Here is a 16,203-nt window from a genome sequence, read left to right as displayed (position 1 = left end):
TCGTTGACGGCAGTGTGCCGCAAATCAGGCGTCAAAGCACGTTTTCCCTTGCCCATAGCACCCTGGGAGCGCGGGCGTCCCGCCCGCTCATGTCAGGCGAAAGCAACGTTTTCGCCTGATGCGGGCCGCAGGCCCGCGCTCCCAGGAGATATTCCTCACACCACGTTGCGTTCGATGATCGGGCGATTGGCGGCGATACGGTCGAAGCCGAACGGCGCCAGGTCCAGCGACACGTAGCGGCCCTGGGTCAGCCACTCGGCGACGGCCCGGCCGACGGCGGGCGACTGCTGGATGCCATGCCCGCTGAAGCCGGTGGCGAACAGCAGGTTGGCGATCTCCGGGTGCGGGCCGACGATGCCGTTGTGGTCGAAGGTGTTGTACTCGTAATAGCCGGCCCAGGTGCTCACCACCTTGACGGCGCCAAACGCCGGCACGCGCGCCGCCAGCGCCGGCCAGACCAGTTCGTCCCATTCGGCATGGTTCGCTTCCAGCGGCAGATCCGGCGGGTCCTGGTCCGCCGGCGGCGAGATGCCGCCGATGAAGTACTGACCCTCGGGCCGGCACCAGGCGCCCGTCGTGTCGATCACCAGCGGCATCGGCTCGACCTTGTCACGGCAGTCGAAGACGAAGACGCTGCGTCGCCGTGCTTCGACGGGCAGGGACACGCCGGCCATCGCCGCCACCGATGCCGACCAGCAGCCGGCGGCGTTGACCACGTGGCCGGCCGTCAGCGTCTTGCCCGACGCCAGTTGCAGCGCCGTGATGCGACGACCGGTGCGGTCCAGTCCGACGACTTCATCGTGCAGATAGACGGCGCCCTGCGATCGGGCCTTGCGGCGGAAGGCCTGCATCAGGGCCGGCCCGTCGAACCAGCCCTCGTTGGCGACGCCATGCGAGGCCAGCACCACGCCGTCGGTATCGATCCACGGAAACCGCGCCTTGAGCGCAGCGGTGTCCAGCAACTCGACGGCACAGTCCTCGCGGCGTTGGATGGCATGGTTGTCGCGCAGGATGTCTTCACCGGCGGCCGATGCCAGGAACAGGTAGCCCGGTTCGCGCAAGCCCAGCGCGACCGGCGGCTCGCCCTCGACCGACAACAGGTCACGCACCTGGCGCAGGAAGCCGATGCCGAAGCGCGACAGATGGATGTTGAGCGGCGTCGAGAACTGCTGGCGGATGGAACTGGCCGACAGCGCCGAGGAGGCGCGCGCATAGGTCGGATCGCGTTCGATCACCGTGACGCGGCCGCGCCAGGCCGGATCACGCGTCAGCCAATAGGCAATCGAACTGCCGACGGCACCACCGCCGACGATGGCAACATCGTACGTATCACTCATCGTTCGCGCCTATTTGCCGCCCGCCAGCGCCTGCGGCAGCCACAGCGCGATCTCGGGAAACACGGTGATCATCATGGTGAACAGCACCATGATGATCAAATAGGGCAATGTCACGCGCGCAATGTAGCCGAGCCCTTCCTCGGTCAGACCCTGGATGACGAACAGGTTGAAGCCGACCGGGGGTGTGATCTGCGCCATCTCGACCACCAGCACCAGGAAGATGCCGAACCACACCTCGTCGAAGCCGGCCGCCTTCACGATCGGCATCACGATCGGCAGGGTCATGACGATCATCGAGAAGCCGTCGAGGAAGCAGCCCAACACCAGGTAGAAGGCGATCAGTGCCACGATCAGCAGGAAGGGCGACAGCCCGAAGCTCGCGACAAAGTCGGCGATCGCCTTGGGGATGCCGAGGAAGGCGGCAGCGCTGCCCAGGATCGAGGCGCCCAGCAGGATCATGGCGATCATCGAGCAGGTCAGCACCGAACCCACGGCGATATCGCGCAGCGCCTGCAGGGTCATGCCACCCTGCAGCGCCGCCACGATCAGCGCGCCCAGCACGCCCACGGCGGCGCCTTCCGATGGCGTCGCGATGCCGCCATACATCGAACCCAGCACGGCCAGGATCAGGAAGATCGCCGGCGCCAGATCCTTGAGCGCGGCCAGACGCTGGGCCATCGACACGTGGCGCAGGGCACGCTCGGACTCCGGCACAAGGTCACGGCGGATCGCGGTATGGATCATCACCCAGACCATGAAGCAGCCGGCCAGCAGCATGCCGGGGATGAAACCGGCGGTGAACAGCTTCAAGATCGAGACGTCGCCTAGCACGCCGTAGATGATCATGATGTTGCTGGGCGGGATCAGGAAGCCCAGCGTGCCGGCACCGGCCAGGCTGCCGATCGCGATGTCCTTGGAATAGCCGCGCTTGAGCAGTTCGGTAAGCGCCATGCGGCCCACGACCTGGGTCGTGGCCGCAGACGAACCGGAGATTGCGGCAAAGATCGAGCAGCCTACGACATTGACGTGCAGCAGCCGGCCCGGCAGCAGACCGGCCCACGGCGCCAATCCGTCGAACAGCGAACGCGACAGCCGTGTGCGGAACAGGATCTCGCCCATCACGATGAACAGCGGCAGTGCCAGCAGTTCCTGCGTGGTCAGGATGTTCCAGGCGTATTGCGACAGCAGCTTGTCGAGCGGGATGTCACGGAAGATGAATAGCAGGATCGCGCCCGTCGCGCCCAGTGCCAGTCCAATCCACAAACCGCCGGCCAGGGCCGAAAACAGCACGGCGAACATCGTTGAGACGACAGAACCCATCAGATCCTCGCTGGAAGCGCGCTACTCCAGTGGCGCACTGGCCCAAGGGGCCAGGTGCCGTGCGGGCGGTGCTTCACTCCGCCACCGATGCCACTTTCATGCTCTCATCCTCCAGCTTCAGGCCGAGCGCCGCCTGGATGGTGCGGGCGAGGAACTGCAGGGCGAGCAGGACAAAGCCGAACGCGATCACTGCCTGTGGAATCCACAGCGCCGTGTCGCTGGAGATCGAGGTCTGGCCCCGCGTGTAGGAGCCCCAGGTGAAGCGCACCATGGCGTAGGCCATGAAGCCGATAAAGATCGTGGCGATCAGCGCGGCGGTGCCCTCCAGCACGCGTCGCGCGCCCGGCGACAGGCGGGCCAATACCAGCGACACGCGGATATGGCCGCCGGCACGCAAGGTCATGGCGGCGCCGAAGGTGAAGCAGGCGGCCATCAGGTAGGAACTGTATTCCCAGGCCACCGGGATGTCGGCCGGCACCCAGGTGAAGACATTCGACAGCGCGCGCACGATGACCTCGGCCAGCATCAGCAGGGTCAGCGCGATGAGGCAGCCGGCGCCCAGCCAGCCATCCAGCCGGCTCAGCTTGTCGATGCCGTCCAGCAGCAGCCGCAGCGGCGCCGGCGCCGCCGCGTTCAACCGTGTTCCTGTCGCCATCAGGTGCGCTTCATCTCGGCGAGATAGGCCTTGATCACCTTCTCGGACGCCGGCACGCGCTTGATGAACGCCTGCTGAAGTGGCGCCGTCCTGGCGCGGAAGTCCTTCATCATCGCGTCCGGGATTGCGACGACCTCCATGCCGCCATCGGTCAGCCGTTTGAGGCTGTCGGTGTCGGCCTTCAGGGATGCCGCCCAGAACTCGGGTTCCAATTTTTTACCCAGCTCCTCGATCGCCTTCTGCTGGTCGGGCTTCAGCTTGCCCCAGGCGTCGAGGTTGACGGTCACGATCTGGCACGACCACGTGTGGTTGGTCGGGTAGACGTATTTCAGGAATTCCCAGAACTTGCCGTCGACGCCCGATACCGACGACGTCGAAACGCCGGAAACGGCGCCCGATGCCAGTGCCGGGATGGTCTCGCCCCACGGGATCAGCACCGGCGCCATGCCGACCGCCGACACCATGTCCTGTGCATTCTTGTCGGGAACGCGGATCTTGATGTTCTTCAAGCCGTCGAGCGTGTCGACCTTGACCTTCAGGTGCAGGTACTGGGTCGGCCACGGCACCATGTAGATGATCTTCTGGTTGTTCTTGGCCGCGATCTTTTCGTATTCCGGCCGCAGGTACTTGTGCAGCACCTTCAGTTCGTCCGCCGAGCCGACCAGGAACGGTACCGATTCGGTACCCATCATCGGCTCGTCGCCGATCTGCTGGATGTTCAGCACGTCGGCCATCGGCACCAGTCCGTCACGCACGGCGCGCAGATGCTCGGGACCCTTGAAGCCGAGCTGGCCGCCGGCCTTCACCGTAATGTCCACCGCACCGCCGGTCGCGGCCTTCACCGCCTCGACAAAGCGCTTGGCGTTCTGGGTGTGGAAGTTGCCGTCAGGCCATACCGTCGACAGATCCCACTTGACCTGGGCCTGTGCGCTGCCGGCGCCGGCGGCCAGTGCCGCCGCACCGCCCATCGTGCCGAGAAAGGCACGGCGTGTCTTCGTCATCTAGCGTCTCCCTGTTTGTCTTTCTTTTGGACCGCGGGCGTCCACGCCCGCATTCGCTCGCAGCGAAGAGAAGAGCGAGCACCGGTGCGTGTCCACCGATGCGCGCGTGGACGCGCGCGGTCCAAAATCACTCCGCCGCCTTCAGCGGCACGCCGTAGGTCTGTTGCGCCGTGTCGGCCGAAACGAGGCCTTCGGCAACGTCGTGCGTCACCTGCTGCGGGTCGCGCTGGCGCGGATCGCCCAGGCCGCCGCCGCCCGGGGTCATCACCACCAGGCGGTCATCGGCCGGGACCGTCTGGGTACCCTTGCCCTTGAGCGGCGCGCCCGATTTCAGGCCGACATAGCCCGGCGTGCCGTTCTGGCCGCCGTCGCGGCCGCGCGGCGGGTAGTCGATGCGGTCATACGCCGCCAGCAGGTCGAAGGGCTTATCGATGCTGGAGCTGATCTCGATGGTCTGGCCCAGGCCGCCGCGCCGCGCGCCGGCGCCGCCGCTGTCGCTGCGCAGCTCCTTCTTCCAGAAGATCAGCGGCGCGATCGATTCGGCGATCTCGACCGGCGTGCCGCGCACGCCGGAGGGATAGGCCGTCGCCGACAGGCCATCGGCCTGTGGGCGTGCGCCCGTGCCGCCGTTGCTGGTCACCGTGATCGTGAATCCGTAGTTGCCGTCGCCCTCCGCCACGGCGCCGCGCATGTTGAGGTTCCACAGGCACGACGTGCCCTCGGCCGGCACGCGATCGGGGATCGCCTGGCGCAGGCAGCCGAACGCGACGTCGGGCAGCATCTGGCCGATGACGTGGCGCAGCAGCACCGGCGCCGGTTTCTGCGCATTGAGGATGGTGCCCGGCGGTGCCGATACGGTCAGCGGCGCCAGCGAACCGGCGTTGTTGGGAATGCGCGCCGACACCACGCAGCCCAGGCCGAAGACGGTGTAGGCGGTGGTGTAGGCGATCGGCACGTTGATGCCGCGCCGCACCTGCGGATCGGTGCCGGTATAGTCGACATGGATGCCGGCATCGCTCACGGTCGTGGTGGCGACCAGCTTGATGGGCGCGTCGTAGCCGTCGACCATCATCTCGTTGCGCCAGGTGCCCTTGGGCAGCTTGGCGACCTCGCCCAGCACGGCCTCGCGGCTGCGCTCCAGGATGAAGGCGGACAGGGTGTCGAGATCGGCCAGCCCGAACTCCTCCATCATCTCGACCAGGCGGCGGCAGCCGATGTCATTGCAGCCGGCCAGCGAGTAGACGTCGCCCTCGGTATCGACCGGTAGGCGGGTGTTGGCGCGGATCATCGCCATCAGGGTCTCGTTCATGCGGCCCTGGTCGGCGAGTTTCAGCATCGGGATGTAGAGGCCTTCCATGAACACGTCGGTGGCGTCGGGCCCGAAACCGATGCCGCCGATGTCGGTCAGGTGGCTGGTGCAGGAGAACAGCGCCACCAGCCGGCCGTTCTTGAAGCAGGGCGTGGTCAGCACGAAGTCGTTGGTGTGGCCGGTGCCCATCCACGGATCGTTGGTGATGTAGATGTCGCCCGGCTTCATGGTCGTGGGCGGAAAATGGCGGATGAAGTGCTTCACCGACTCGGCCATCGAGTTCACGTGGCCCGGCGTGCCGGTGACGGCTTGTGCCAGCATGCGGCCGTGCAGGTCGAAGACGCCGGCCGACAGGTCGCCGGCTTCGCGTACGATCGGGCTGAAGGCGGTGCGCATCAGGGTTTGCGCCTGCTCTTCGACCACCGCGATCAGGCGGTTCCACATGATCTGCAGGTCGATCTGGCTCAGGCTGTTGGACGACATATGACGGATCCCCACGGACGACGCGCCCCGCCGGCGCATCATACCCGGCCGCGGGACACGCAAACTCTATGCCGCGGGGAGCGGCGCGTCGATAGCCCTGGTTGTCGGCAATGTCGGCTAGCGGCCGTCGATCTCGCGCCTCAGCGTGCTGGCGCAGGCCCGGTAGTAGTCCTCCCATTGCCGGGCCTTCCAGGCCTGGGAGTCGGCGCCGTGGATCCGCCGGGTGGCGGGATCCATGCGCGCCAGCAGATAGGCAAACAGATTCCGTGCGGCAAGTTTGCCGAACTGCCGTCCGTACGCGATGCCCGCCATGAGACTGGTGTTGTAGATGCCCTGCAGTTGCCGGCCGTGCCGGGGATGGCGACGGACCGGCCACATCTTCACGAAGCCGTGCTGCTTGATCCAGACCGGCGACCGGCCGTCGGCCGCCAGCACGATGCCCAGCGACAGGCCGGCCAGCGTCTCGTGGCGCCCCTCGGCCTGGAGCAGGGCATCGTGCATCGTCTCGATCACGGGCGATACCGCGGTCGAGAACACCGAGATCCCGAGCGCAATTCGCAGGCGCGCCAGATCCGGCGCGATGGTGGCAAAGCCGGTGTCCGCCAGCGTCACCGGATCGAGCAGCGTTCCGACGTCGAACGGTGGTGCGAAGGGGCCGTCGAATACGTGTGCCAGGGACAAGGGCGTGGCCTCGGAAGCGTGCATCAGCGGCAGGAGCAGGCGCCGCCAACCTTCGATTTCAGGTTCGCCTCGACCCAGCGCACGGCATCGGGGCCGAAATCGAAACTCGGCCCGATGATGCAGATGGTCGAATGGCCACGATCGCTCTTCATCTGGTTGAGCGTGCGCTGATCGACTTCGATCTTGTCGTTGATGCAATAGACATAGGTCATCGCCAGGGCACTGCCGGGTGCCAGGACCGCGAGGGACGCCAGCAGGGCGGCGGGGATGCGGCGCATGGGGTGTTTCCGTGTCGGTTGGGGCGCCGCGATTCATCCTGATCGGCCGCCGAGGCGCTACTCCCATTTGGGAATAGTCTTGCTCGGTATGCGTCCTAGCGGCTGCCCCCGACCATCACCTCCAGCGGCAGCTTGCCGAAAACCTTGGCCAGCGGTGCGTCAGGTCGCCGGTCTGTCACCAGGTGCGTGATCTTGTCGAAAGTGGTGACGCGCACCGGTGCGTGCCGGTTGAACTTGCTGTGGTCGGCCACGACCACGGAGGTGCGGGCCGACTGCAGCATCTGGCCGTACAGTTCGGCTTCCTCGCGGGTGTAGTCCATCAGCCAGCCGGTCGGCGAAATGGCGCCGGCGCCGATGAAGGCGAAATCGGCGAAATAGTGCGCCAGCATCGCCGTTGCATCGCGGCCCAGTGCGGCATTGTTGGTGGTCTGCACTTCACCGCCCAGCACGTAGACGCGATTCTTGTTGCGGCCGGCGAACTGGCTGGAAGCGGCAATGCCGTTGGTGATGATGGTCAGGCTGTGCCGGTCGAGCAGTGCATCGGCCACCGCCTGCACCGTGCTGCCGGCGCCCAGCATCACGGACGCGCCATCGGGCACCAGGCTGGCGGCGAGATGGCCGATCGTGTGCTTGGCGTCGGCGTTGATGCCTTCGCGTACTGCAAGGTCGGGCTCGCCCTGCACCAATGCCAGGGCACCGCCATGGGTCTTGCGCAGCTCGTTGCGGTCGGCCAGCAGCACCAGGTCGCGCCGGATGGTTTCGCGCGACACCTTGAGCTTGCGCTGCAGATCGGTGATCGACAGCGAGCCACGCTGGTTGACCATCGCGACGATGACGCTCTGACGCTGTTCGGCCAACACGCGGGACCGTCCCTTTCACGGTGGGATCCAGTGGCTCCATCCACCTGTCCCTATATCGGAAGTTGCGATTTCTAGCAGAAATGTGGTGCACGGTGGTGGGGTTATCGCATCGCGCCGGGCTTGCGCAGGCCGGTGACCGTCCGCATGCCGGGCGGGGGAGGCGACGATCGCGTTCGCGGCAGCCGCAGCGGTGACACGCCTGGCGTCGCCGGCGGCAGCGCCACGGCCGTGCTCCTGTTCGGACGCTTCGTGTCGTGGCTGGCTGGTGCCGTGCGCAACTGAAGCAACGCGTCGCGCACGGTCGCGAGTGCCGCATGGTCCGGCTTGTGGCGATGCTCGATCAGCGCCAGCGTGCAGGCGACCGGCGGGTCAAGCGGTCGCACGACGACGTCGGGCAGGGGATCGGCGATCGTGGCGTCGGGCACGATCGACATGCCCATGCCCAGGGAGACCAGTGCCTTCATCGCTTCAATCGTGCCCATGTGCATGGGCGTGCGCGTCAGCGGCAGCTGCTTGCTCAGCCAGCGCATGACCAGGCCGTGGACGGCACCCCGCGTGTGTTCCAGCACCAGCGGCTGCCGTGCCGCGTAATCGGGCGTGACCACGTCGGGGATATCCGCTGTGGCGGCCGGGATGATCGCGTGCAATGCCCCGGAGCGCAGTGGCGTCACCTGCAGGTGGGTATCGTCGACCGGCAGCGTCACCAGGCCCAGGTCAATGCGGTTCTGGATGATGTCTTCGACCGCATCGCGCGTCGGCATGTTGGTGATCAGCAATTCGATGTCGGGGTGGTCGTGGCGCAATCGGCGCAGGATCGGCGGCAGCTCATAGATCAGGGCCGAGGCGGTCGTGCCGATGTGGACGCGGCCCACCCAGCCACCGCGGTAGCGGCGCATGGCGGCCTCGGCCGTATCGCACTCCCGCAGGATCTGGCGTGCATGCTCGACCAGCGACTGGCCCGGTGCCGTCACGCGGATCCGGGTGCCCATGCGCTCGACCAGCGCAACACCCAGCCGCCGCTCGAGTTCGCGGATCTGCAGGCTGACGGCGGGCTGCGTCAGGTTCAGCTGGCGCGCGGCCGCCGAGAAGCTGCCGAGCTCGACCACCGCGATGAGGGCGCGCAGCCGATCCGGGTTGAGACCGTGCATCTCAAAGAATTCCTTATCGACGTGATCAGCAAAAATTGGAGTCGTGCCGGCAACCGGCCGAGCGTGGCAATTTTAGCAAAAATGTTGCTATCCGTGGAAGTGCGAGCAGGCCGCTGTGTATATGAAATGATGGGGTGCCACGCCCGCGCAGGGCGGCCGACAGCGCTTGGACTGGGGATGCATGATGCAGACTGTGACTGCCTTCGATGCGGTTGGCACCGTCTACGGCGCCGTACTCGATCGTCTCGACGTCGGTGTCATCCTGCTCGATGCGATGGGGCGGCCCACCTACATCAACGGGCGTGCGGCGCGGATCGTGGCTGACAATGACGGACTGGCGGCCGACCGTGCCGGCGTGACGGCATCGTCGTCGGCCGAAACGCGGGCGCTGAAAGCCGCCATCGCCGCCACGACCCATCCGGTCACCGGGATGGCGGTGGCCGAGCGTCCACCCGAGAATGCGGCGCCAAACCGCCTGTATCTCGAACGCCCGTCGGGCCTGACGCCGCTGGTCGTCACGGTCATTCCGCTGGCGGGACTGGATGACGACGGCGCGCACCAGTCGCCGCGCGCGGCGCTGTTCGTCGTCGATCCGGCCGCGCCGGTGCGCATCGACACGCACGGCCTGGGTGCCGCCTACGGGCTCACGCCGCGCGAGGCGTCCATTGCGGCGCTGCTGTCGCGCGGCGCCGATCTCGTGCAGGCAGCGCGGGCGCTGGGGATCGGCGTGTCGAGCGCCCGCGAGTATCTCAAGCGCGCACTGGACAAGACCGGGACGCGACGCCAGGCGAACCTGGTCCGCCTGGTGCTGCGCAGCTTCGCCGTATCGCACTGCTGACACAGGCGCATCAGGCCCTGAAAGAGGCCGCGGCCACCGATGGCGTGACCGCAGCCTTTGTTTTGCCGATTTCGCACGTCACACTGCCATCAGCATCTTCGATGTTGAGAAGCCGTGACATTGCCAAGCCTCGCGAACAGTAGATCGTCGGGTTACGTCGGTAGCGCGACGCGCGGCCGTACGAAACTACCGTTTGGGAGTGGCCTTGGTCAGGCTCGGCCCTGGCGTTATGGAAGCAGCCGGCTACGGAGCAATTACCCGCTTCACGCATTCCGACGTTCATCTAGACTGAGCGGCCTGTCGGCTCTTGAAAATCGGTAATGCCGCTGGGTGCGGGGGAGAAGAGGCCATGTTCCGGGTCGTATGGGCCATCGCCACGCTGGCGCTGGGCGGCTGCTGGTATGCATCACCGATCTCGTCGCGAGGCCATGGCTGGACGTCACCGACGAAACCGTTCGTGCCGCCCGACAGACCGCTGGAAGAATGGCGGCAGCTGATGGTCGATCGGACCTGGATGTATTACAGCAAGTATGTCTTCTACACGCCCGCTGATGGCCGCGCGTTTCTTTGGTACGCCGGTGAAAAGCGTCTGTTCATCGGCGAATGGAAGCTTGAAAAAGTGCCGCGCCCTGGCGCCCGGGGCCTGCATTCGATGCTGTGCTTCCGCTATCCCGGTGCCGCCGCCCATCCGGTATCGGAAAAGCGCGGCGATGAATGGTCTTGCGGGGAACCCTTCTTCTACCTGGGCGGAGACCCGATCAACCATCCGCACGAAAGCATCGCCGGTGACATCTTCGGACTGGCAAGCCGCAGGGACGCGCCCTTCGTCTTCACCTGGGACGAGGGGATGACGCTGGCGAAACTGCAGGCGCGTGTGCGGCGCTAGACCTAGAAATCCATGCCGGCGCCCGGCGGCATCGGCGGCGCCTTCTTCTCCGGCCGCTCGGCCACCATGGCTTCCGTCGTGATCAGCAGACCGGCGATCGAGGCAGCGCCCTGCAAGGCGGCGCGCACGACCTTGGCCGGATCGATGATGCCTTCCTTGTACATGTCGCTGTAGTCGCCGGTCTGCGCGTTGTAGCCGAAGGCATAGTCGCTCTTGTCGAGCACGCGGCCGACGACGACCGAGCTGTCCTCGCCGGCATTGGCGGCGATCTGCCGCGCCGGTGCCTGCAGGGCGCGGCGCACGATGTCGATGCCGGTCTTCTGGTCGTCGTTGCGCCCGCGCAGCTTGTCGAGCGCCTTGGATGAGCGCAGCAACGCCACGCCGCCGCCGGGCAGGACGCCTTCCTCGACGGCGGCCTTGGTGGCGTGCATGGCATCGTCGACGCGGTCCTTGCGCTCCTTGACCTCGATCTCGGTGGCGCCGCCGACGCGGATCACCGCGACGCCGCCGGCCAGCTTGGCCAGGCGCTCCTGCAGCTTCTCCTTGTCGTAGTCCGAGGTGGTTTCCTCGATCTGCGCCTTGATCTGCTGCACGCGCGAGGCGATCTCCTTCTTGGAGCCGGCGCCGTTGACGATCGTGGTGTTCTCCTTCTCGACCACCAGCCGCTTGGCGCGGCCCAGCATGTCCAGCGTCACGTTCTCCAGCTTGATGCCGAGATCCTCGGAGATGTGCGTGCCGCCGGTCAGGATGGCGATGTCCTCCAGCATCGCCTTGCGGCGATCGCCGAAGCCCGGCGCCTTGACGGCGACCACTTTCAGCCCGCCGCGCAGCTTGTTGACCACCAGGGTGGCCAGCGCCTCGCCCTCGACGTCCTCGGCGATGATCAGCAGCGGCCGGCCCGACTGCACCACGGCTTCCAGCACCGGAAGCATGGCCTGCAGGTTCGACAGCTTCTTCTCGTGCACCAGGATGTAGGCGTCCTCCAGTTCGGCCCGCATCTTGTCGGCGTTGGTGACGAAGTAGGGCGAGACATAGCCGCGGTCGAACTGCATGCCTTCGACGACCTCGAGCTCGGTCTCCAGGCTCTTGGCCTCCTCGACCGTGATCACGCCTTCGTTGCCGACCTTCTGCATGGCCGCGGCCAGGAACTTGCCGATCTCCTTGTCGCCATTGGCCGAGATCGTGCCGACCTGGGCGATCTCATCGTTGCGGGTGATCTTGCGCGCATTCTTCTTCAGGTCCTCGAGCACGACCTCCACCGCCATGTCGATGCCGCGCTTGAGATCCATCGGGTTCATGCCGGCGGCTACCGCCTTGGCGCCTTCCCTGACGATGGCCTGCGCCAGCACGGTCGCCGTCGTGGTGCCGTCACCGGCGGCGTCGCTGGTCCTCGACGCCACCTCACGCACCATCTGGGCGCCCATGTTCTCGAACTTGTCTTCGAGCTCGACCTCCTTGGCGACGGCGACACCGTCCTTGGTGACGCGCGGCGCGCCGAACGACTTGTCGAGCACGACGTTGCGGCCCTTGGGGCCCAGCGTGACCCGCACCGCGTTGGCGAGGATGTCGACGCCTCTCAGCATCTTATCGCGCGCCTCGGTGGAGAATTTGACGTCCTTGGCTGCCATGGCTCGTTCTCCTTACGGAAGCATCCGTTCATGTCGCTTCGAGCGTGGCGCCAAAGGTCGCGCCGGGAGATTGATCGCCCGCTCAACCGGGCGGACGGAACACAGCGAGCCGTTACTCTAGTGGCATGGCGGGGCTTGGCAAGGTCGGTCAGTCGCGCCCCTGGCGCAGCGGGATGAGAGCGCGCAACCGGGCATCGCGCAGGTACAGGCCGCCCCAGGCCATCAGGCCCAGATAGAGCCCGAACAGCAGGTGGCTGAACACGGGATTGCCGACCCGCAGCTGGGTGGCGATGGCGCCGCCGAGATAGCCGGTGAGCAGGATCGCGCCCAGGACCGAAGTCCGTGGCACGACGTAGAGCAAGGTGCTCAGCAGCAGGAGGATGCCCAGGCCACGGGCCAGCGCGTCGGTGGCCGGGTATCCGAGTTGCGCCATCGTCTCCGTCACGATGCCCAGCGGCACCAGCTTGATGCCGCCGTCGAAGATCATGAACAGGACCACGAGGCCGCTCAGAACGCGGCCGGTCCAGAGTTGCCCGCGATGGGGCGTCGTTGCTGTCGTCATGGTCGATGCTCCTTGAGGCTCGGAATGCCTCAAGGACGAACAGCCAGGCGCGGCGCCGACACGGGCCCGGCGATTTTGCGCGGCGGCACCGTGTCGAGGGTGATCGGGCTATTGCTCGCGGAAAGCTCGCGCGAAGCTGTCGCGCAGCGGCTGTACGAGATACTCCAGGAACGTCCGCTCGCCGACCAGGATCAGGCCTTCCACGGGCATGCCCGGCGTGAGCTGAACGTCGCGCAGCCGCGCCAGCTCACCGTCGTTGAGCACGATATGCGCGCGATAGAAGGATTTTTGCGCCTTATCATCGACGACGGCATCAGCCGACACGAAGACGACCTTGCCAGTCAGGAATGGTACCAGGCGCTGCTGGAAGGCGGGCAGGCGGACTTGCGCGGAAAGTCCGCTATGCACGACGTCGATGTCACCGGGCGAGACCTGCACTTCGGCCACCAGCCGGTCGTCGGCCGGCACGATGTCGAGCACGGCGTCGCCCGGCTTGACGACACCGCCGACAGTGAAGAAGCGGGAGTTGAGTACGCTGCCACCGACCGGGGCCACGATGTCGCGCCGCACGGCGATGTCGGCTGCCTGCTTTTCCTTCTCCTGGGCCTCGATCAGCTTCTGGCGTACGTCGGTCAGCTCGCTGGCGACATCGTTGATCTGCTGGTCGCGCAGCGATCTCATCTGGGCGCGGTTCTCCGCGATGCTCGCTTCGCCACGGGCGATCTGCGCTTCCAGATCACCGCGGTTGCCGACCAGCGCTGCCTCCTGGCGCTGGAGGCTGAGCAGGCGCGCCTTCTTTTCCAGGCCCATCCGCACCACCTCGGCCACGATCGCGATCTCGCTGCGCAGCAGTTCGACCTGCTCGCTCTGTGACTTGATCTGCGCCTGCGCGCTGGTGATGGTGGCATTGGCCTGTTCGATGCGCTCGGCGAGGACCTTGAGCTGGCTTTCCAACGCCGTACGGCGGCTGATGAACAGCGCAGTCTGGGCGGCGATGGCGTCGGCCACGCGCGGGTCGTGCTTCTCCCGCCCGATCTCGTCGGGCCAGGTGATCTCGCGCAGCCCCGCGAATTCGGCCGCCAGCCGCGCCTGCTGCGCCTTGATCGCGATGCGCTGCGATTTCAGGGCGGCATGCTGAGCAACGCTGGCGACGTCATCCAGGCGCGCTAGCACCTGGCCGGCTTCCACCCGGTCGCCGTCGCGCACCAGAAGCTCGCGCACGATGCCGCCTTCCAGGTGCTGCACGGTGCGCCGGCTGCCCTCGGCCTTGATGGCGCCGGGCGCGAGGGCAGCCGACGCCAGCGGCGCCACCGAGCTCCAAGCCCCGAACGTGGCGGCAAACAACAGGATGGCGCCCGTGCCGATCAGCATCGGCAAGCGGGTCGACGGCCGGCCGTCGATCATGATGCGGGTCTTCGACGGTCTCATGATGCACCCTGCCCGGCGCGATGCGCCGCCAGCGCGACCCGCGACGGGACGGGCGCCGATGCCGGCCGGGCGACCGGCTGGATCAGGCGCTTCATGACCTCGTCGCGCGGCCCGAAGCTCTCGGCAGTGCCGTCGCGCATGACCAGGACCTTGTCGACCGATTGCACCAGTGATGGCCGGTGCGTGATCATGATGACCGTGGCTTGCCGCGCCTTGAGGTTTTCCAGGGCGTGCATTAGCGCCATTTCGCCTTCGGTATCCATGTTGGCATTGGGCTCGTCGAGGACCACCAGCCGGGGATTGCGGAACAGGGCGCGTGCCAGGCCGACCAGCTGCCGCTGGCCGCCGGACAGCATCGCACCGCCCTCGCCGATCTCCGTCTCGTAGCCGTTGGGCAGCCGCAGGATCATGTCGTGGCAGCCGGCGAGCTGCGCCGCGGCGATGACTTCAGCCGGTTCGGCGTCGTCGAACCGGGCGATGTTGGCAAGCACCGTCCCGTCGAACAGCTCGACATCCTGCGGCAGATAGCCGAGGTGCCGTCCCAGATCCTCGTGCGGCCACGCGAAGACATTGGCACCGTCAAGCCGCACCGCGCCGACGGAGGGTTCCATCGCGCCGACCAGAAGGCGGGCCAGGGTCGTCTTGCCGGCCGCCGACGGACCGAGCACTGCCAGCGACTCGCCCGGCTCCAGCGTGAACGTGATGCCCTTGATCATGGAGACGCGGCTGCCCGCGAAGGCATAGGTGACGCGATCGATCGCGAGACGGCCGTCGGGTTCGGGCAGGGGGATGCCGGCCGGGCGCAGGCGGGCCAGACCGAGGTGCAGCGTCAGCCGCCGGTAGCCCTGGCGGGCTGCCGTGAACTGTTTCCAGGTGCCGATGACCTGCTCCACCGGCGCCAGTGCCCGGCCCATGATGATCGAGGCGGCCACCATGGCACCGCCGGTGATCTCGTTCTGCAGCGCCAGGTAGGCGCCAGCGCCCAGGCAGGCAATCTGGATCAGAACGCGCATGAACTTGCTGATGGCCAACAGGATGCCGGTGATGTCGGCGGCGCGCTGCTGGTCGGCAGCCATCAGCGCCACCTGGGCCTGCCAATGCCGCTTGATCGCCGGCACCATGCCCATGCTGTCGATGACCTCAGCATTGCGCGATACCGCTTCGGTATGTCGATTGAGATGCATGGCGTCGCTGTTGGCGCGCTTCAGGTGGGCGCCGGACAGCCGGTTGGTCAGCAAGGTCAGGGTGAAGAGGACGGCGACGCCCCCCGCTGCGATCCAGCCGATGATCGGGTGAAAGAGGAAGGCGACGGCGAGATAGATCGGTACCCAGGGCAGGTCGTAAAGCGACATCATCGCCGGGCTGCTGAGAAAGCCGCGGCAGGTGGCGAGGTCGCGCAGGCCCTCCATGCCGTAGCGTCCCCCGCGCAGGCGGGCCTCCAGGCCGCGCTCGAACACTTCCGGCCCGACAACATGCTCGATCCAGGCGCTGGTGCGGCTGAGCACCAGGGTTCGGGCTGCCTCCAGTGCCCCTTGGAACCCAACCGCCAGCGCCGCCACCAGGCTGAGGTAGAGCAGGGTGTCCAAGCTGCGCGACGCCAGCACGCGATCGAACAGCTGCATCATGTAGAGCGCCGTTGTCAGCGTCAGCAGATTGACGGCCAGGCTGAAGAGGCCGACGCCGACGAATTGCTGTCGGCAACGGCGCAACGCCGCCTGCAGGATCGTGGGTGTCGGTTCATCGCGATGCGGGCGTACGGACATGTTAGCGCCTTCCGATGGGCGCTCCC

15 protein-coding genes are annotated in these 16,203 nt (G+C 66.7%); 2 read left to right on the top strand and 13 right to left on the bottom strand.

Going from position 1 to position 16,203, the window contains the following annotated elements; genetic code table 11:
- Positions 1–155: 155 nt before the first annotated feature.
- The 9 genes from FQU96_RS08375 to FQU96_RS08335 form a co-directional block, all read right to left on the bottom strand.
- Entirely contained in the window at positions 156–1,337 is a 1,182-nt protein-coding gene (locus tag FQU96_RS08375; RefSeq protein WP_146540408.1) for an FAD-binding oxidoreductase, read from the bottom strand.
- A 9-nt stretch (positions 1,338–1,346) separates the two neighbouring features.
- Positions 1,347–2,657: a TRAP transporter large permease gene (locus tag FQU96_RS08370; protein WP_146540407.1), complete on the bottom strand. Its 1,311-nt coding sequence runs from the start codon at positions 2,655–2,657 to the stop codon at positions 1,347–1,349.
- Between the two features lie 73 nt (positions 2,658–2,730).
- Positions 2,731–3,312: a TRAP transporter small permease subunit gene (locus tag FQU96_RS08365; protein WP_146540406.1), complete on the bottom strand. Its 582-nt coding sequence runs from the start codon at positions 3,310–3,312 to the stop codon at positions 2,731–2,733.
- Positions 3,312–4,313: a TRAP transporter substrate-binding protein gene (locus FQU96_RS08360; RefSeq protein WP_146540405.1), complete on the bottom strand. Its 1,002-nt coding sequence runs from the start codon at positions 4,311–4,313 to the stop codon at positions 3,312–3,314. Before FQU96_RS08360 ends, FQU96_RS08365 begins: the two co-directional genes overlap by 1 nt.
- Positions 4,314–4,440: 127 nt before the next feature.
- Positions 4,441–6,105 (bottom strand): hydantoinase B/oxoprolinase family protein, encoded by a 1,665-nt coding sequence (locus FQU96_RS08355; RefSeq protein WP_146540404.1) that lies wholly within the window; start codon positions 6,103–6,105, stop codon positions 4,441–4,443.
- Positions 6,106–6,222: 117 nt separating this feature from the next.
- The gene (locus FQU96_RS08350; protein WP_146540403.1) at positions 6,223–6,786 is read right to left on the bottom strand and encodes a hypothetical protein; all 564 of its coding nucleotides are present in this window, start codon (positions 6,784–6,786) and stop codon (positions 6,223–6,225) included.
- A 23-nt stretch (positions 6,787–6,809) separates the two neighbouring features.
- Entirely contained in the window at positions 6,810–7,064 is a 255-nt protein-coding gene (locus FQU96_RS08345; RefSeq protein WP_146540402.1) for a hypothetical protein, read from the bottom strand.
- Between the two features lie 95 nt (positions 7,065–7,159).
- Positions 7,160–7,924, bottom strand: coding sequence for a DeoR/GlpR family DNA-binding transcription regulator (locus tag FQU96_RS08340; RefSeq protein WP_146540401.1), 765 nt, complete (start codon positions 7,922–7,924; stop codon positions 7,160–7,162).
- Positions 7,925–8,025: 101 nt separating this feature from the next.
- Entirely contained in the window at positions 8,026–9,072 is a 1,047-nt protein-coding gene (locus tag FQU96_RS08335) for a LysR family transcriptional regulator (RefSeq protein ID WP_146540400.1), read from the bottom strand.
- A gap of 184 nt (positions 9,073–9,256) precedes the next feature.
- Here FQU96_RS08335 and FQU96_RS08330 point away from each other — a divergent pair, with 184 nt between their 5' ends.
- Together FQU96_RS08330 and FQU96_RS08325 are read left to right on the top strand one after the other, a co-directional pair.
- Positions 9,257–9,910: a helix-turn-helix transcriptional regulator gene (locus FQU96_RS08330; protein ID WP_146540399.1), complete on the top strand. Its 654-nt coding sequence runs from the start codon at positions 9,257–9,259 to the stop codon at positions 9,908–9,910.
- A gap of 349 nt (positions 9,911–10,259) precedes the next feature.
- On the top strand, positions 10,260–10,796 hold the full coding sequence (locus FQU96_RS08325) for a hypothetical protein (RefSeq protein ID WP_146540398.1): 537 nt from the start codon (positions 10,260–10,262) through the stop codon (positions 10,794–10,796).
- A 2-nt stretch (positions 10,797–10,798) separates the two neighbouring features.
- Here the strand turns inward: FQU96_RS08325 and groL are convergent, their stop codons facing one another.
- The 4 genes from groL to FQU96_RS08305 form a co-directional block, all read right to left on the bottom strand.
- Complete coding sequence (gene groL / locus FQU96_RS08320) at positions 10,799–12,424, bottom strand: chaperonin GroEL (RefSeq protein WP_146540397.1); 1,626 nt, start codon at positions 12,422–12,424, stop codon at positions 10,799–10,801.
- 148 nt (positions 12,425–12,572) lie between these two features.
- Positions 12,573–12,986, bottom strand: a complete 414-nt coding sequence (locus FQU96_RS08315; RefSeq protein ID WP_146540396.1) for a DoxX family protein — start codon at positions 12,984–12,986, stop codon at positions 12,573–12,575.
- A 108-nt stretch (positions 12,987–13,094) separates the two neighbouring features.
- Positions 13,095–14,414 (bottom strand): HlyD family type I secretion periplasmic adaptor subunit, encoded by a 1,320-nt coding sequence (locus FQU96_RS08310; protein WP_146540395.1) that lies wholly within the window; start codon positions 14,412–14,414, stop codon positions 13,095–13,097.
- Positions 14,411–16,177: a type I secretion system permease/ATPase gene (locus FQU96_RS08305; protein ID WP_146540394.1), complete on the bottom strand. Its 1,767-nt coding sequence runs from the start codon at positions 16,175–16,177 to the stop codon at positions 14,411–14,413. The genes FQU96_RS08310 and FQU96_RS08305 overlap by 4 nt, the downstream gene beginning before the upstream one ends.
- Positions 16,178–16,203 lie beyond the last annotated feature (26 nt).

The sequence above is a fragment of the Reyranella sp. CPCC 100927 genome, assembly GCF_007859315.1.
Classification (GTDB): domain Bacteria; phylum Pseudomonadota; class Alphaproteobacteria; order Reyranellales; family Reyranellaceae; genus Vineibacter.
Note: the sequence above shows the minus strand (reverse complement) of the source record. Positions and strands in the feature narration are given on the sequence as shown.

What these genes read in the sequence shown, in the direction of transcription:
- FQU96_RS08375 (WP_146540408.1), bottom strand. Translation starts at nt 1,337, where the DNA reads ATGAGTGATACGTACGATGTTGCCATCGTCGGCGGTGGTGCCGTCGGC.
- FQU96_RS08370 (WP_146540407.1), bottom strand. Translation starts at nt 2,657, where the DNA reads ATGGGTTCTGTCGTCTCAACGATGTTCGCCGTGCTGTTTTCGGCCCTG.
- FQU96_RS08365 (WP_146540406.1), bottom strand. Translation starts at nt 3,312, where the DNA reads ATGGCGACAGGAACACGGTTGAACGCGGCGGCGCCGGCGCCGCTGCGG.
- FQU96_RS08360 (WP_146540405.1), bottom strand. Translation starts at nt 4,313, where the DNA reads ATGACGAAGACACGCCGTGCCTTTCTCGGCACGATGGGCGGTGCGGCG.
- FQU96_RS08355 (WP_146540404.1), bottom strand. Translation starts at nt 6,105, where the DNA reads ATGTCGTCCAACAGCCTGAGCCAGATCGACCTGCAGATCATGTGGAAC.
- FQU96_RS08345 (WP_146540402.1), bottom strand. Translation starts at nt 7,064, where the DNA reads ATGCGCCGCATCCCCGCCGCCCTGCTGGCGTCCCTCGCGGTCCTGGCA.
- FQU96_RS08335 (WP_146540400.1), bottom strand. Translation starts at nt 9,072, where the DNA reads ATGCACGGTCTCAACCCGGATCGGCTGCGCGCCCTCATCGCGGTGGTC.
- FQU96_RS08330 (WP_146540399.1), top strand. Translation starts at nt 9,257, where the DNA reads ATGCAGACTGTGACTGCCTTCGATGCGGTTGGCACCGTCTACGGCGCC.
- FQU96_RS08325 (WP_146540398.1), top strand. Translation starts at nt 10,260, where the DNA reads ATGTTCCGGGTCGTATGGGCCATCGCCACGCTGGCGCTGGGCGGCTGC.
- groL (WP_146540397.1), bottom strand. Translation starts at nt 12,424, where the DNA reads ATGGCAGCCAAGGACGTCAAATTCTCCACCGAGGCGCGCGATAAGATG.
- FQU96_RS08315 (WP_146540396.1), bottom strand. Translation starts at nt 12,986, where the DNA reads ATGACGACAGCAACGACGCCCCATCGCGGGCAACTCTGGACCGGCCGC.
- FQU96_RS08310 (WP_146540395.1), bottom strand. Translation starts at nt 14,414, where the DNA reads ATGAGACCGTCGAAGACCCGCATCATGATCGACGGCCGGCCGTCGACC.
- FQU96_RS08305 (WP_146540394.1), bottom strand. Translation starts at nt 16,177, where the DNA reads ATGTCCGTACGCCCGCATCGCGATGAACCGACACCCACGATCCTGCAG.